14 protein-coding genes are annotated in these 15,774 nt (G+C 43.5%); 6 read left to right on the forward strand and 8 right to left on the reverse strand.

Translation table 11 applies throughout. From position 1 onward, the window contains the following. Window positions 1-3: 3 nt before the first annotated feature. The 5 genes from AC438_RS09870 to AC438_RS09890 all read right to left on the reverse strand — a co-directional run bounded on the left by AC438_RS09870 (window position 4) and on the right by AC438_RS09890 (window position 5,301). Window positions 4-1,323, reverse strand: coding sequence for a GGDEF domain-containing protein (locus tag AC438_RS09870; RefSeq protein ID WP_053981093.1), 1,320 nt, complete (start codon window positions 1,321-1,323; stop codon window positions 4-6). A gap of 148 nt (window positions 1,324-1,471) precedes the next feature. Continuing rightward, entirely contained in the window at window positions 1,472-1,993 is a 522-nt protein-coding gene (locus AC438_RS09875) for a DUF2937 family protein (protein ID WP_053981094.1), read from the reverse strand. Between the two features lie 11 nt (window positions 1,994-2,004). Further along, window positions 2,005-2,454 (reverse strand): hypothetical protein, encoded by a 450-nt coding sequence (locus AC438_RS09880; RefSeq protein ID WP_053981095.1) that lies wholly within the window; start codon window positions 2,452-2,454, stop codon window positions 2,005-2,007. Window positions 2,455-2,533: 79 nt separating this feature from the next. After that, window positions 2,534-4,297 carry a type IV pilus assembly ATPase TfpB gene (tfpB, locus tag AC438_RS09885; protein WP_053981096.1) on the reverse strand — a complete coding sequence of 588 codons (1,764 nt, stop codon included), beginning with the start codon at window positions 4,295-4,297 and terminating at the stop codon, window positions 2,534-2,536. Between the two features lie 338 nt (window positions 4,298-4,635). Further along, complete coding sequence (locus AC438_RS09890) at window positions 4,636-5,301, reverse strand: thiol:disulfide interchange protein DsbA/DsbL (RefSeq protein WP_053981097.1); 666 nt, start codon at window positions 5,299-5,301, stop codon at window positions 4,636-4,638. Between the two features lie 86 nt (window positions 5,302-5,387). Here AC438_RS09890 and AC438_RS16820 point away from each other — a divergent pair, with 86 nt between their 5' ends. Next, window positions 5,388-5,531, forward strand: coding sequence for a hypothetical protein (locus AC438_RS16820; RefSeq protein WP_156312399.1), 144 nt, complete (start codon window positions 5,388-5,390; stop codon window positions 5,529-5,531). Between the two features lie 102 nt (window positions 5,532-5,633). On the opposite strand, the gene AC438_RS09895 is transcribed toward AC438_RS16820, so the two are convergent. Then, window positions 5,634-6,278, reverse strand: coding sequence for a c-type cytochrome (locus AC438_RS09895; protein ID WP_053981098.1), 645 nt, complete (start codon window positions 6,276-6,278; stop codon window positions 5,634-5,636). A gap of 256 nt (window positions 6,279-6,534) precedes the next feature. Here AC438_RS09895 and yihA point away from each other — a divergent pair, with 256 nt between their 5' ends. Further along, a complete protein-coding gene (gene yihA / locus AC438_RS09900) occupies window positions 6,535-7,239 on the forward strand; it encodes a ribosome biogenesis GTP-binding protein YihA/YsxC (protein WP_053981099.1) in 705 nt (234 codons plus the stop codon). A 75-nt stretch (window positions 7,240-7,314) separates the two neighbouring features. On the opposite strand, the gene pip is transcribed toward yihA, so the two are convergent. Further along, window positions 7,315-8,286 (reverse strand): prolyl aminopeptidase, encoded by a 972-nt coding sequence (gene pip / locus AC438_RS09905; protein ID WP_053981100.1) that lies wholly within the window; start codon window positions 8,284-8,286, stop codon window positions 7,315-7,317. A 521-nt stretch (window positions 8,287-8,807) separates the two neighbouring features. Here pip and AC438_RS09910 point away from each other — a divergent pair. The 4 genes from AC438_RS09910 (at window position 8,808) to AC438_RS09925 (ending at window position 15,368) form a co-directional block, all read left to right on the forward strand. Beyond that, window positions 8,808-11,951, forward strand: a complete 3,144-nt coding sequence (locus AC438_RS09910; protein ID WP_053981101.1) for a TonB-dependent receptor — start codon at window positions 8,808-8,810, stop codon at window positions 11,949-11,951. A gap of 156 nt (window positions 11,952-12,107) precedes the next feature. Beyond that, the gene (locus tag AC438_RS09915) at window positions 12,108-12,824 is read left to right on the forward strand and encodes a SapC family protein (RefSeq protein ID WP_053981102.1); all 717 of its coding nucleotides are present in this window, start codon (window positions 12,108-12,110) and stop codon (window positions 12,822-12,824) included. Window positions 12,825-12,846: 22 nt separating this feature from the next. Next, the gene (locus tag AC438_RS09920; protein ID WP_053981103.1) at window positions 12,847-13,875 is read left to right on the forward strand and encodes a cupin-like domain-containing protein; all 1,029 of its coding nucleotides are present in this window, start codon (window positions 12,847-12,849) and stop codon (window positions 13,873-13,875) included. Between the two features lie 14 nt (window positions 13,876-13,889). Beyond that, window positions 13,890-15,368, forward strand: a complete 1,479-nt coding sequence (locus AC438_RS09925; protein WP_053981104.1) for a tryptophan halogenase family protein — start codon at window positions 13,890-13,892, stop codon at window positions 15,366-15,368. Between the two features lie 76 nt (window positions 15,369-15,444). Here AC438_RS09925 and AC438_RS16580 read toward each other — a convergent pair. Further along, the coding region (locus tag AC438_RS16580; RefSeq protein ID WP_202904742.1) for a transposase at window positions 15,445-15,774 on the reverse strand (330 nt) is incomplete at its 5' end.

Consider the following 15,774-nt stretch of genomic DNA (forward strand, 5'->3'; position numbering starts at 1 on the left):
TCGTTAGTAGGCTGCGACAGCGGTTTGGTCGCGGCCATTTTTTTTGGCGCTTTGTAGTGCGTCGTCGGCTTTTTTGAAGTTGTGCTCAAAGCTCTCGTCCATGGCTAAGCGCGTAATACCAAAGCTAAGGCTGATATAAGGAATTGGCTTTCCGTTAGCTCTAAAGGTATGGCGATTCATCGTTTTACGAATAATTTCACAGTGATTGAATATATCTTGCCGCGTACCTCCTGCACTAAAAAAAACAAAGCTCTCTCCACTCCATCGTCCTAGTTCATCATTTTGTGCCAAAATGTGCTTAATCGCTTCGGTTAAGTCTTTTAAGAGCGAGTCGCCTGTAGCTTGGCCGTAGGTATCGCAGATTTTTTTGTAATTATCAACTTGAAAAATACATAGCCAATAGTGAATTAATGATGTTGATTGCAGTAAACTTGAGGCGTAAAGCTCTATACCTCTGCGATTGAGGCTTTTAGTGAGTGGGTCTTGCTCGGCAAACATTTTCAGTGACTCATAGTCTTCTTTGAGTACTTGTAATGAGGTTGAAATTTTATCGTTTTCGCGGCGCATATAAATGGTATAAGACAGCATTTCAGCAATAATAAATAGTGTCCAAAAAGCAATAAGCCCACGATAAAGCTCGTACTGGTTAATTCTATCGCCGATGGCAGTTACACGCTTGATGGTTAGGGTGTGCTTACCTAAAGGTGTAGCTTCTGGTAAGTGCAATATGATTTCCATGATGTTGTTAAAAGCTGGGCGGGTTTCATTGCGTCGAATGTTATTATCAATAACCCACCAATCCGAGATATTTAAAAGCTCAAAATCGATAAATACAGGCGCATTAAACTCATCGCGCTCAATGTAGGCTTCGATCTGTTTAGCATGATGCAGTTGTGTTGTTTGTATTAAATCAAACTCGACATTACGCATGGCAATACGAATGCGTTGTGCCTCGCCCTCATAGGCAAAATCGACCTCAAGGCCTTTATATTGACTGAGGTCGATTCCAGTAATGCCGATTGCATCTTGCTGGTCGTTAGAGGCTTGTGGGACTTTAGGGTGATTGTAAAACTTTAGTGCGATACCGCAAAAGCGATAGCTGGCGCCTGTTTTGAGTGTGCACTCTGCTGTGAATGACTGAGGGTCACTCCAAGTATTGATACTGTTGCCGCTATCCCATTGATCGCTGTAGACATTAAGAGTGGTCGTATTGAGTGGATGCAATGTGAGTTTTTTGGGTGGAATTCCAAAAGAAGCGGCCAATAACAGTAGTGTTATAGCGAGCGCGCCAAAGCGAATAGATCGAAAGTTGATTGACGGCATGGTATTTTAAATAGGTATATGATACGGAGAGCAGGCACTATTGCACTCTCGGCAGAGCTTGTAAAGTTGTGTTTTGGCGCGTAGATCAACATTTTTAGGGGTTTAGCTAGTTGTGCCTGTCTATTTGTTTGGTGCGCATGTTTATTGATCAGTGCTCAATGCGCGCGTTGTGGCCTGAGCGCTTGTGTTTTACGTAGCGCACGAGCTTAATGGGCATAGCCCCTATGATGTTGAACATTAGGGCAAAAAATGTGCAAAAAATGAGGTATTGCGGATGAAGTGGGATACCGGGTTTAAAATTTTGAGTAACAGTCGCAAGTGTTTTGGAGTGTTTGGGTGTCAACATGTACACGAGTTTGTCGGCCAGTGTACCGTCGGTAAACAGTAAAATACCGTGTTGAAGCTCAGCAAGCTCTTGAATGCGCAAGCTTTTACGCTCGGCATCGGCTTGCACACTCGCAATATCACTTTGCTTATGTGCTGCAATAAGGGCGTATACAGTGGGATAATTATACTGCTTGGCTAATGCTTGATCTCGAGCGACCTCTTTTTGGGTAGCATCGAAATACCCTTGTAAGTACTGCAAGTAATGATCGGCTAAAAGTGGCAGTTGCATCAGAACGATTAACACCATACCAAAAGTTAACTTGTCAATAATGCTTGAAATCATGGCGTTATGCTTTATAAGCTCTCATCGTCTTCATTGTTCCAGCCTAATTGCTCGGCATAGTGTTGTGAAAACGCTGCTGCGATATCATGATACTTTTTTGGGCTGAGTGTATTAAGGCATACATGGGTATATAAATACGCACTCACAAACATCTCGCTAGGATGGTTAATGAGGTTTTCGCGTAGTTCATCAAATATTTTACGATAGACATCTAGGCGTATCTCGAGCATTCTTTGAGTGTCGGTAATGTCGCGATGCATAAAAGCATGCATACAGCCTAAAGCGGTGAGGGCGTCGCGATGGCGGGCTAAGGCTGAGGGGTCATCTTCGGCAATAAAAATACCAAAATATTGCTCTTTCATTAATGCCAGTGAAGTATTGAGTGCCTCTAATATATCCCTGTCCCATTGTTTTGTTTTGCGTGGCAATTTGCGGTTTATCTTTTTAGCGTGTGGCGACATGTGACTTCCTCATTGTGGGGCGTTTCGTATGCGGTTGAGCTTGCTGGGTCAATAGAGGTAGTGATACCCGCGAGCAGCTTTATGTATATTTTTGTACGGGCGGAGCTACGCGTAATACTTCTTCTAAAGTGGTGTGACCTTTCGCTATTTTTTGAGCGCCCGATAACCGCAATGTTCGCATGCCCTCGCGCATCGCTTGTTGGCGCAGCTCGTTGAGATCGGTAATGTCATGAATAATACCCCCTAGGCTTTCACTCATGCGCAAAATTTCATAAATACCTTGGCGCCCAATATAGCCGGTATTGCGACATTCTAAGCAGCCTACAGCTTTGAATATTTTCTGAGGTTTAGCGACTTTCCAGGGGCGAACGAGTTCGTCCCAGTCGCTTTGCGAAATACTATCTTGTTCTTTGCAGTGCGGGCATAGTGTGCGTACTAAGCGCTGCGCCATAACGCCGAGCATGCTGGTTTTGAGTAAATAAGCAGGTATTCCCAAATCGAGTAAGCGTGATATAGAGGTGGGAGAGTCGTTGGTATGTAAAGTACTCAACACCAGGTGTCCGGTTAATGAGGCTTGGACAGCCATTTGTGCAGTTTCTAAATCACGAATTTCACCGACCATAATAATATCAGGGTCTTGGCGCATGAGCGTGCGAATGCCCGCAGCAAAATCGAGCCCGATATTGTGTTGTACCTGGGTTTGGTTAAAGGCTTCTTCAACCATTTCAATAGGATCTTCTATGGTGCTAACGTTGACCTCATCAGTGGCGAGTGTTTTGAGTGTTGAGTAGAGTGTAGTGGTTTTACCTGAGCCGGTTGGTCCAGTCACAAGCACAATACCATGAGGGTGATTAATCATAGCCTGCCAGCGCTCATAATCCTCACCGCCTAAGCCTAGATCATCAAAGCTACGCAGTAGGACTTCAGGATCAAAAATACGCATAACAAGTTTTTCGCCAAAGGCTGTAGGCAGTGTGGAAAGCCTGAGCTCGGCCTCGGTACCGTCGGGTGTTTTTGTTTTAATACGGCCATCTTGTGGTTTACGTTTTTCGGCAACGTTCATACGACCTAAAATTTTGATACGGCTGGTAATAGCTGTGGCGACATTGGCTGGAAACTCATAAATTTGGTGTAATACACCATCAATACGAAAGCGCATGCGCGCCACTTCGCGGCGCGGTTCAATATGAATATCGCTGGCGCGCTGATCAAAAGCGTACTGCAGTAACCAGTCAACAATGTTGACGATGTGCTGATCATTAGCCTCTGGGTCGGTCATGCTGCCGAGCTCTAGAAGCTGCTCAAAATTGGTGGCATTACTTGCTACTTTGGTTCCGCCTTTTGCGCCACTGATCGATTTGGCGAGTGAATAAAACTCGACACGGTAACGGGCGATATCAGAAGGCAGTGCTAACACACATTTGATGCTCCGCTGACTGGTCTGCATCAACTGCTCAACCCAGCCTCGTGTAAAGGGTTGGCCAACTGCGACGGTCAGTTCATCGGCATTCACTTTAACGCAGAGTAAATCGTGCCTTTTAGCAAATTGGTAGCTCATTACCCCAGCTAAATCGGCAACTTGAAGCTTCATGGGATCAATATGGAAAACTTGCATATGACTTTTGTCGGCGAGCCATGCAGTTAGCGCCATTTCATCCAGTTTTTTGCCGGGGCGAGTGAGGTCGTCGAGCGCTTGGCTGGCAACATAGCTTACAGGGTGCATAGCCGTTTGTGCTGGTGTGCGACTGGTACCGAGCAATTGATTCATCGTGCCAGAATCAATGCGCTTATCATTGTATAGGTCTGTTAGAATATTGCGTAAGTCCAGTGTGCGATCTACCACGGTGAGTCTCTCATTGTCTGTCTGGGTCGGCGTCAGTATCAATAATAGCGTAACTTGTTAGGATGCTTATTATTATGCTTTGCAGCAATAGCCTTGAGTGGGTCGCGGCCATCACTGAGTGTTTGTTGAAGTGTAGTTTGATCGCGCTGCTAGGTATACCTATGTGCGCGCTTTGGTGTACGCTGTGTGTGAGTGGGTCGTAGAAATTGCCTGCAGGGCTTGATGCTATTTGTGTAACAACTCATAGCATAAAATCTATAGCGTAAAACCCATAGTGCAACAACCAAAAAACCCGCCGAGGCGGGTTTTTTGGTCTTAAAGGTTCATATCCGACAGGATTATTTTTCGTTATGTAGCTTTTCAGCTAAGTAACTAGCGACCTTGAGCATCTCGGCTTGGCTGCCGGCTTTGCTAGCGCTGATGTGGTAGTAGTCAGCCACAACCACTTCAGGTGTACCACTAATTTTGTACTGACGCTGGCGATCGTCGGCTTGTTTAACTTGGCCGCTCACGGCAAAAGAGTTCATAACGCCAACAAAGTTTTTACCATCAAAGCCTGCTTTATCAACAATGGCGGCAATTTCTGCATCGTCGAGTAGTTGCTTGCGGTCTTTGTGCATAGCATTAAAAAACGCCATGTGCAGCTTATCAAGGCCTTGTACCGCTTTAGCGGCATAGTAAAGCTTAGCATGCGTCCACATCATATCTTGCGGTACGCCTGGGCGACGCTGTTTCCACATGGCGGGTGATTGTGTGAACTCAACATAGCTTGGTAGTGATTTGGTCCATGGGTGCACAAGGGCTTCGAAGTTAAAGCAGTGGCCACAGCCATACCAAAAAACTTCGGTAATTTTGACTTTTTGGTTGTTGGCGGGCTTTTTAGCGCCAGCAATAATAGTATAGTGCTTGCCTTCTTCGTACACTTTGGCAGGCGCTGCTTGTTCGGGTTCGGCACAAGCAAATAATGGTAATGCTAAGCCAAGGATGAGTGCTGCTATACGCATGGGTATTCCCCTATCTATTGTTATGAGTAAGCAAAGCTTAGCTATTGCTTATGTGATAATGAATGGCGGCCTTTTGAGTTGCCTAAATGCAAAAAGTTCCCAATACCTACGGCCATTTTATTGAGCGCTTTATGAGCGCCAGTCATACGCACTGTATGATTATTAAGATGACTGCAAGCTTAACTACGCTGACGGATTCGAGTGTGTACTTTTTAATCGTCGCCCTTTAACTGCTGAACGGTCTTCGTTATCGAACTGGGAGCGCCTAAGGCGCTCCCAGTGCTCTTGTTTACTTGCCGCATGCAGATTTTAATTAAGCTGCAATTAAGCGCTTAATTAAGCCCTGCAATAAAGTTGGCAACGGCGGTAATTTCGGCATCGGTCATACGCTCTGCAACGCCACGCATGACTTTAGCCTCATCGTTAGCACGCCTACCGGCGCGAAAGTCTTGCAGCTGTTTGGCAATGTAGTCAGCATGTTGACCACTTAAACGTGGGTAACCTGCGGGCTCGTTACCTTGCCCGCGCGGCGAATGGCAGCCCGTGCATGCTGGAATACCGGCCTCTTTATTGCCGTTACGATAAACACGGGTGCCTAGCTCTAAGGCGTTAACTTCTGTGCCAGAGTTGACCAAAATATTGAAGTCTTTGCTACCTGAAAGCTGGGTTACTTTGCTATTGTAGTAAGCGGCAATATTGGCGAGGTCTTCGTCGCTCATATTGTCGAGTAGGCCTGTCATTTCGACGATGGGACGGGCGCCGCTTTTAATATCTTTCATTTGTTTAAGCAAATAGCGCTCACCCAAGCCCGCTAGTTTAGGAAAACTGGCTAGAGCGCTATTGCCATCGGCGCTATGGCAAGCGGCACAAACCGCTGTCAGGGGTTGGCCTTTAGCGGCGTCGCCACCAGCTACGGCAAAAGGTGCGGCAAGTGTTACGCCAAGCGCAACGCCCATTGAGCTTAATAGTTTGTTCATGTGTGTTCCGTGGGTAAAGTTAAAAATTAAGTAAAAAGTTTCACTCTAGCAGCTTATTTACCATAGCAGCTGGCTTTGCGTACTGCGCCAAATCAAGTCAACGAATAAAACGCCTTGCTGTGATTCATACGGCTGATGCCTAATAAATGGCTCTATGTCATCTATCAATCGCTCTAGGTGTATTATAAATAGCTCTATGTGTTTTGTGATGGCATTATATACACCCCTTCGTTAGAACTCACCTTTTGTGCATCCCATGTCTACAAACATTAATTTTCGCCAAGCGGAATACTTGATCAGCGCTCAAACATTCGCCCAATGCCCTTCTGAAGAAGGTGCAGAGGTTGCGTTTGCTGGCCGCTCTAATGCTGGTAAATCCAGCGCTATTAACCGTTTAACCGGCAACGGTAAACTTGCAAGGACGAGTAAAACCCCTGGTCGAACCCAGCTGCTGAATTTTTTCACGTTAGGCGCTGCAACCTTTAGATTGGTTGATCTGCCCGGCTATGGTTACGCTAAAGTGCCGTTAGCTAAAAAAAATGAATGGCAGAAACATTTATCGGAATACCTCGAAAAGCGTAAAAGCTTGATGGGGCTAGTACTAATGATGGATATCCGTCACCCTCTGCGCGACTTTGACATGATGATGTTAGAGTGGGCCGACAAAATGAATATGCCTGTACATATATTGCTCACCAAATCTGACAAGCTAAAGCGCGGTGCAGCGAAAACATCTTTATTAGGTGTATCTCGATACCTTAAAGAGCATAATCTGACCGACCTTGTACAAGTGCAGTTGTTTTCATCCAGTAATGGTGAAGGCGTAGCAGAGCTAGAGGCTAAAATGCGCGCTTGGCTATTACCGGTACAAGATGGCAGTGCTGGTGGCGAGGTAGAGCCTTACCCTGAGCTACCAACACAAGCCGAAATCGATGCCATTAAACCGGTGGATGATAACTAATCGGCTCCAGCCGTATGGCCTCAATATTCACACTAGCTCTCAATAACTAGCCGCTCAATAAACAGAGCGGTACACCTAACCTTGGCGATCACCCTCGCCAGAGAGCTGTTCAGCAAGAGTATCTGTTGCTTTTACTAAGGCATCCATGACTGATGGCTCGCGTGATGAATGCCCCGCATCGCGAATAATGTGTAACTTAGATGCCGGCCAAGCGTTATGTAATGCGGTTGCCCCATCGAGCGGACAGACCATATCGTAGCGGCCATGAATTAGCGTGCCGGGAATGTTACTTAAAAGGTGCGCATCACGCAGTATTTGATCGGGCTCTAAAAACGCCTTATTCACAAAGTAGTGCGCCTCTATGCGCGCCAGTGATACCGCCATATGCGGCTCAACAAAATGATGAACCACATCAGGGTTGGGGCGCAGTGTCGCGCAGCGGCCTTCCCACTGTGACCACGCTTTGGCGGCGGCCATTTTAGCGAGCTCATTAGCGCCTGTTAAACGACGATAGTAGGCTTGAATCATTTTACCCTGTTCGGCGTGAGGGATGGGCGCTAAGTAATCTTGCCAATAGTCAGGGAATATTCTGTCGGCACCGCGTTGATAAAACCATTCCAAATCTTGCGGGCGGCATAAAAAGATGCCACGCAAAATCATACCCAATACTCTTTGTGGGAAGGCTTGTGCGTAAATCAGTGCCAAAGTCGAGCCCCAAGAACCGCCGAACAATGCCCACTTATCTACCTTTAAGTGTTGGCGAATTTTTTCGATATCGGCAATTAAATGGCTCGTCGAGTTATCGTTAAGGCTGGCATGAGGCTTGGATTGCCCAGCACCGCGTTGATCAAACAAAATAATACGGTACTTATCAGGGTCAAAAAAACGTCGATCAAAGCTACTTGTACCAGCGCCAGGGCCGCCATGAAGAAACAAAATAGGAATACCCTGAGGGTCGCCACTCTCTTCGATGTAGAGAGTGTGGCTGTCATCAACTTGTAATTGATAGGTTTGATTGGCGCGAATATCAGGGTACAGGTACTGCATATGTTAACTCCTATATATTGATGTACGGAGATTAGGCCACGCAAGCAAATACAACAAGTTATATTCCTACCAAAGTAGCGTAATGCCGCCATTAGCTGATCGATTATTGAGCGTTTTGTTTGCGGGTGAAAGCCCTGTACCATAAAGTTTATAGGGTTTTGCTAAAAGGTTAAAAAATGCTGCGTTGATTTCGGCGACCGGTTAAAAAATGCAGCACCAAATAGTTGTACAAGTTTTGTGAATGTACTAAGGTGTTACGAATTTTGTTGCTTTCTCATCCCTGTAAGAGTGCGCAACAAAACCAAATAGAATAATAATAATGACGTCTTACGAGGCTGTACAACGGCACTCTAGAGCGCTTATTGGTATCAAACGCCTAGGTTATGAAATTTTATATAATAAGATCTTGTTTTGTATCAATAAATTCGGGCATTAGCCCTTACTCTATTTAGCTTTAAACTGCTTAATTACACTAAAAAAAATAAGCAGTCATCATTACATCAACCATTATGGAGAGTCCCATGGGAAGTCCTCGTCAAATGTTTAAGAAAAACGTTCTTGCTGTCAGCATTGCTGCGATTGCAAGTGTCAGCTACTCAGCCATAGCACAAGAGAGTGCGCCAGTAGAAGAAGTATTAGTGACCGGTATTCGTGCATCATTAGAAAACGCTATGGATATTAAGCGTGATGCTAGCGGTGTTGTTGATGCTATCTCGGCGGAAGATATTGGTAAGTTTCCATCCACTAATTTAGCAGAATCCTTACAGCGTATACCTGGTGTTTCTATTAACCGAGTGAATGGTGAAGGCTCTCAAATCACAGTACGCGGTTTTGGTCCAAGTTTTAACCAAGTGACCCTGAATGGCCGTACTCTCCCTACTGCTGATGTGCCGATTATTGGTGGCGGAACAGATGGTCGCGGAACAGATGGTGCTGGTCGTGCTTTTGATTTTTCAAACTTAGCTTCTGATGGAGTTAAAACACTCGAAGTTTTTAAAACGGGCCGTGCTGATGTGGCTTCCGGCGGTATTGGTGCGACAGTTAATGTGATTACCAGACGCCCTTTAGACAATGACGCGGGTTTTACAGGCGCACTTAGTGCTAAAGCAATTGCTGATACATCAGTTGATCGTGGGGATAAGGTCACTCCTGAGGTTGGTGGTACACTAAGCTGGGCAAACGATAGTGAAACTTTTGGTGTGTCATTATTTGGTAGCTATAATGAGCGCCATAGTGCTGCCGCAAGTGCAACGCAAGCAGAGATTAATGTCGTACCTTATTATGGGAACTTCTTAGGGCTCACTAACGCTGACACTGACATCACTGGAGCGCCAAAAGGCTCTACCCTTGACGATGTGTATGTGGCATTACCTCGTGATAGTCGCTACCATTTTTCTGAGTTTACTAGTGAGCGACTCAATGGGCAGTTAGTTTTTGAGTATGCTCCTAGTGACTCAATTCGTATGGCTGTTGACTATACCTTTGCAATCAATGAAGGCGAAGAGCGTCGTTCTGATGTATCTAACTGGTTTAATCGCCCTTTCTCGGAAGTGGTTTTTGATCAGAGCCCCATCCCTTCAACAATCTACCTAGAAGAGCCCTCTAAAAACCAAGGCGCTGCGATGCAACAGACCTTACGTGCCTCTAAGGATGAGCTAAATTCATTTGGTTTTAATGCCGAGTTTGATGCTTCAGATACCTTAACCATTGTATTAGATGCTCATACATCAGAAGCAGAGGTCTCGCCTAACGGTGCTGGTGGATATTCTCGTATCAATGTCGGCTTGGATATGAAATATGTGCCAACTAAAGATGGCACATTAACTCAGGCTGTTAACTATAGTGGTGATATCCCTGTGCAAACGGTTGTACTAGCGACTACCGATGCTAACAGAAATATGACTTACGACGAGCTTGCTCGGTCTGCAGTAGACCCTAAGCGCGCCAGTAGCCAAGTTGCGAATTTGCGTACAATTACTCAAAAAAATGAAGTGGATCAGTTTGATCTACGTGGCCTTTGGGAGTTGGATGAGAGGTCGAATCTTACGGCAGGTGTTAATTTCCGTAGTCAAACGAATACTACGGATAATTTGGGGAATCGACAAATTTTAGGTGATTGGGGTGCTAATAATACCGGTGACTCTGAAGAACTTGTGCCAGGTGCGTTAGAAACTTTCTGTGTTTCTTGTCGCTTTGATGACCACACCATCGGCGGGGCAACTTTAGATGAAAATAAGCCTAATAACATTGTTTATGGTGTTCGTGGTAATGCTGAAGATATATTCTTTGGTTTAACTGATGCCTACGCAACAGGCTATAAAGGGAGTGGTGGGCCTTTAACTGTTACGGAAAGTAGTTACGATGAAGTACAAGAAGATGTATTCTCGTTCTACACTCAATTTAGCAATGAATTCGAGATAGCAGATCGCGATGCATTTTTGAGCTTAGGATTACGTTACGAAGATACGAGCGTAACATCCACAACACGCTCATTACCAACTGCTCGAATAGACTGGCAGGGTAATAATGACTTTGCCACATCAGCAGCTGAGGATGCGACCAGTTTTGAGATTAGCTCGTCATATTCAAACTTTTTACCTAGCGTCGACTTTTCTATTAATCTTACCGAAGATGTGAAAGCGCGTGCTTCTTATAGTAAGACAATTGCTCGTGCGACTTATAATAATTTGTTTGCTAGTAGCAGTGTGCAGTCTCAGGCAGGTTCCACATACTTAGGGGGTAAATCATCGGCTAGTATTGGTAACCCAGAGTTGTTGCCTCTTGAGTCAGATAATATCGATATCTCTGTCGAGTGGTATTTTGATGATGCTAGTTATGTGTCTGTTGGCGTGTTCGAAAAACGAGTAAGTAATTTTGTTGGTCGTGAAACAACTGACGAAAACTTATTTGGTTTACGTGATGTGACATCTGGTGTTGAGGGTACGCGTAGTGGTAATGCTGTTGCTTTACTTAAAGAGCTTGGCGTAGATATTGATGAAGATAATCTTTTCGCAATGACTGTATTTGTTGATACCTCAGCAGATTTGACCACGGCTAGAGAAAAATTTGTTGCAGTACAAGATGCCGATGGCAATATCATTGATGATGAATATAATGCTATTGAATCAAAATATGACTTAGCGGCAAATGGCGATGACCCTTTATTTGAGTTAGCTGTTAACAGGCCTATCAATAATAAAGAAGCCAAGATACATGGTCTTGAGCTTCAAGGTCAGCATTTTTTTGGTGATACGGGTTTTGGTATTTCCGCTAGTTACACTGCGGTGAATGGTGATGTAGGTATTGATGTGGCTGCGAATCCATCAGCAAATCAGTTTGCTTTAACTGGGTTGAGTGATACAGCTAACCTCACACTTATTTATGAAGCATACGGCTTTTCGTCTCGCCTTGCTTATAACTGGCGGGATGAGTTTTTGTCTAACTCTAATGATGGAAGTCCTTTCCGAAACCCCATTTTCACAGAAGCTTATTCACAGCTAGACTTTAGTTTAGGCTATGAAGTCAATGATAATCTTTCATTCTCATTCGATGCTATCAATTTAACTGAAGAGACATCTCGTGAATTCGGCCGTTCTGAAAGCGATTTGCAATTCCTGCGTGAGAATGCTGCACGTTTTATGTTAGGTGCTAGCTATAAGTTTTAGACACGTTTTAGTATAAGTATTACATTTGAAGAGTCACATTTATGTGGCTCTTCTTTTTTGTATCTACCGGACTATATAAATTTCATTTTATGTAGTTGTAACATATTATTTGAATAAAATTGTATGTGTGATAATTTTAACAGAGAGGCATAAATTGTGTCATCGTACGCCGTATTAGATAACGTTGCTCATGCTCATTTGAAAGTGAAATCTCAATATGGTGAATCAAGTGGGGATAATATAAATCAAGTTCTCGTGTTTCCAACAGAGTTTGAAATGCTTCATCGTGAATACCCTATCCTATTTCGCCAATCAGCTGATCAAAAGTATTATGCCATTGCTCTTTTAGGGCTTGATGCAAACGAAAATCTATTTTTAAAAGACAATGACTGGAATGCTCGATATATTCCATCAATACGAGCTAAGGGTCCCTTTGCTCTAGAGAAGAAATTCGATCAAAATAAACAATTACTGGATCCCCTTGTTGTATTTGATACTGCTGACTCAAGGCTTGATGTTGACTCAGGAGATAATGTCTTTTTGCCGCATGGCGGTTATACGCCTTATTTTGAAAATATATTAAAGTCGCTGAATGTGATCCATAAAGGAGCTGAGCTAGTAGATGATTTTTTTGATTCTCTAGTTTCATTTGATTTACTGGAGTCTATAACCATTCAGGCCAGTACGGATGATGGGCAGCGCTACGTTATTCCGGATTTATATACCATTAGTCGAGAGCGGTTAGCAAATTTAACTGCTGATGAGTTATATAAACTCAATCAGTTGAATTTATTAGAGCATTGTTTTTTAGTATTATCATCACTTAATAATGTTTCTCGAATTATAGAAATGAAAGTATTAAATAATCGATGAAGATAGGGCTGCGATATTGACAATGCTTGTTAATAAAAAAACAAGAGTGATAGAGGGTGCCGAGTTTAATGATGTAGACTTTAATGCATTAATTGAAAGTGGTGAGCCTTGTGTTTTAAAGGGTGCTCTAAGTCATGCGCCCTTAGTACTTGCGGGTAAACAATCCTACCTAAAAGCTAAAGCTCATTTGATATCACACGTCGGGGCCCGCCCCATGTTGAGCTATGTGGCTGCTGCCGGTGCTGCTGGACGTTTTTTTTATAATCAGGATTTGACAGGTTTTAATTTTTCGACAGAATATTTGAGCCTTGAAGATTTTTTTGAAAAAATAGAAATTTCCCGTGATTTGGGTGATGGGACTACCTTTTATGTTGGTTCTGCCGAACTAGAGGGGCACTTTCCTGGCCTGCTTGAAAGTGATTGCCTAAATATTAAAGGTGATGTTTTTAAGACATATTCTCCTCAGGTTGGTATTTGGCTAGGTAATAAAACAACGGCGGTTACTCATTATGATGTATCTAATAATGTGGCTGCATGCTTGGTGGGTAGGCGGCGATTCACTCTGTTTCCGCCAAGTCAAATAGCAAACTTATATCCAGGTCCTTTAGAGCCGACCCCTGGGGGGCAAGCTGTGAGTATGTTTGATTTAAAAGCCCCTGATTTCATAAAATACCCTAAAGCAAGAGAGGCTCTTAAGCATGGTCAGATTGCAGAGCTAGGGCCTGGAGATGTGCTGGTATATCCTGCAATGTGGTGGCACCAAGTTGATGCATTGGATGACTTTAATGTCATGATCAATTATTGGTGGAATACATCCCCTTCTTTTATTGATGATCCTAGTGTGACATTACTCCATGCCTTACTAAGTTTACGTGATCGGCCAGAGAGTGAAAAAAAAGCTTGGCGAGAAATATTTGATTATTATATTTTTGGTGATGCTAGTAAGCCTTGCGCTCATTTACCTGAATATGCTCAAGGTCTATTAGCCACTATTGACCCCATCACAGCTAGGCGATTAAGAGCAAAATTAATCAAAAAAATTAACCGATAGGAGTGACGCCGGATATGATCGAACAAAAGGTTAAAAAAGTTGTAATTGCCGGCGGTGGGACAGCAGGCTGGATTACGGCAGCGGCGTTATCTAGCCAATTAGGGCGCCTTTTAGATATAACTTTAATTGAGTCCGATAGCATTGGTACAGTCGGTGTGGGTGAGGCAACTATTCCTACTCATAAGTCATTTCATCAGTTATTAGGTATTGATGAGCGTCAATTTATGAAAGCTACGCGTGCCACTTTTAAGTTGGGTATAGCTTTTGAAAATTGGGGGCAGCAAGGCGATCGCTATTTTCATTCTTTTGGCAAGGTGGGCCGTTCCACTTGGATGGGCCATTTTCAGCATATGTGGCAGTACGCAAATGAAAAGGGTTTGTGTGGTGATATTGATGACTATTGCTTGGAGCTGCAAGCGGCTGAAGCGGGTAAATTTTCTCTTTCGGATAAAGCCAATATTAATTATGCGTATCACTTAGATGCAGGCTTATATGCCAAATTCTTACGTGATTTTAGTGAGAAAAGAGGGGTTAAGCGAGAAGAAGGAAAAATCAATAATGTTAGTTTGTGTGTAAATACGGGTTTTATTGAAAGTCTAACACTAGATAATGGTCAACTAATCTCCGGTGATTTGTTTATTGACTGCACCGGCTTCAAAGGGATATTAATCGGTAGCGCTTTAAATGTAGAGTTGGAAGATTGGAGGCATTGGCTCCCCGTTAACAGGGCATTGGCAGTGCAAACTACGCTGACTGAAGAGGTCCAGCCTTATACTCGATCTATGGCGCATGAGGCGGGTTGGCAGTGGCGCATACCTCTGCAAAATCGTATCGGTAATGGTTTTATTTATTCCAATGATCATATGTCTGACGATCAGGCATATGCAGGTTTAATGGCAAATATTCAAGGTGATACTGTTTCTGATCCTAAGCTTATACATTTTTCCACGGGTAAGCGAAAATATCAATGGTATAAAAACTGTGTGTCGTTAGGTTTGTCGAGTGGCTTTTTAGAGCCACTAGAATCTACAAGCATTCACTTGATTCAAGTGGGTATTACGCGACTCATTCAGATGTTCCCTTTTGATGGAGTGAATGATGCATTGCGTAGTCGCTTTAATGACGTTTCAAATGCTGAGCTAACGAGTATCCGAGATTTTTTGATCGCGCATTATAAATTAAATAAGCGACCAGAAAATTTTTGGCGTGAGCGGGCAGAGTTGGATTTACCCGATTCTTTACAGCAGCGTTTGGATTTATATAAAGCTAGCGCAATAGCATACCAAGATGATTCCGATTTATTTCGAGTGGATTCTTGGAATCAAGTTTTACGCGGGCAAGGTTTACGCAGTGAAGGCTATCATAAAATGGGACATTTGGTATCAGATGCTGAATTAAAGCGAGCCTTGGCAGACTTAAAATCAAGCATAGAAAAAACTGTCAACGCCATGCCAAAACATACAGAATTCTTACATCAGTACGGGATTAAATAATGGGTAGTCTTTAAAGGGAATGTAGTTGTGGATATTGTATATGCTATTTTATAGTAAAAGCGTTTGGAATTTAGGTTTAACAGAAACCCTGAAGTCCACCGCTGAGCAGTACTCTTAACTTTTCTTTATGTTGGTCAATATTCTTGAAAAAATCTACGCATGCCTGCCTAAAGGTTTTCACATCGGCATGATATTGATTATAGAGGACTTTCTTTTTGAAGAACCGCCAAAGGCGCTCGATCAAATTAAGCTCGGGTGAATAAGCGGGTAGAAACACTAAGTTAATTCTGCTATTTCCTTCAAGGTACTTCCTAACCGCTTTGGAATAATGGTATCGTGCGTTGTCTAATATGATATGTAAGCGGCTGGATAAAGAATATTGCTGATTAATTGTTTCTAGCAACTC

Origin of the sequence: Marinagarivorans algicola (genome assembly GCF_001292705.1) — a bacterium.
GTDB lineage: Bacteria > Pseudomonadota > Gammaproteobacteria > Pseudomonadales > Cellvibrionaceae > Marinagarivorans > Marinagarivorans algicola.

Excerpts from the sequence above, each read along its gene's own strand:
- AC438_RS09870 (WP_053981093.1), bottom strand. The coding sequence starts at position 1,323 with ATGCCGTCAATCAACTTTCGATCTATTCGCTTTGGCGCGCTCGCTATA.
- AC438_RS09875 (WP_053981094.1), bottom strand. The coding sequence starts at position 1,993 with ATGATTTCAAGCATTATTGACAAGTTAACTTTTGGTATGGTGTTAATC.
- AC438_RS09880 (WP_053981095.1), bottom strand. The coding sequence starts at position 2,454 with ATGTCGCCACACGCTAAAAAGATAAACCGCAAATTGCCACGCAAAACA.
- AC438_RS09890 (WP_053981097.1), bottom strand. The coding sequence starts at position 5,301 with ATGCGTATAGCAGCACTCATCCTTGGCTTAGCATTACCATTATTTGCT.
- AC438_RS16820 (WP_156312399.1), top strand. The coding sequence starts at position 5,388 with ATGCAAAAAGTTCCCAATACCTACGGCCATTTTATTGAGCGCTTTATG.
- AC438_RS09895 (WP_053981098.1), bottom strand. The coding sequence starts at position 6,278 with ATGAACAAACTATTAAGCTCAATGGGCGTTGCGCTTGGCGTAACACTT.
- yihA (WP_053981099.1), top strand. The coding sequence starts at position 6,535 with ATGTCTACAAACATTAATTTTCGCCAAGCGGAATACTTGATCAGCGCT.
- pip (WP_053981100.1), bottom strand. The coding sequence starts at position 8,286 with ATGCAGTACCTGTACCCTGATATTCGCGCCAATCAAACCTATCAATTA.
- AC438_RS09910 (WP_053981101.1), top strand. The coding sequence starts at position 8,808 with ATGGGAAGTCCTCGTCAAATGTTTAAGAAAAACGTTCTTGCTGTCAGC.
- AC438_RS09920 (WP_053981103.1), top strand. The coding sequence starts at position 12,847 with ATGCTTGTTAATAAAAAAACAAGAGTGATAGAGGGTGCCGAGTTTAAT.
- AC438_RS09925 (WP_053981104.1), top strand. The coding sequence starts at position 13,890 with ATGATCGAACAAAAGGTTAAAAAAGTTGTAATTGCCGGCGGTGGGACA.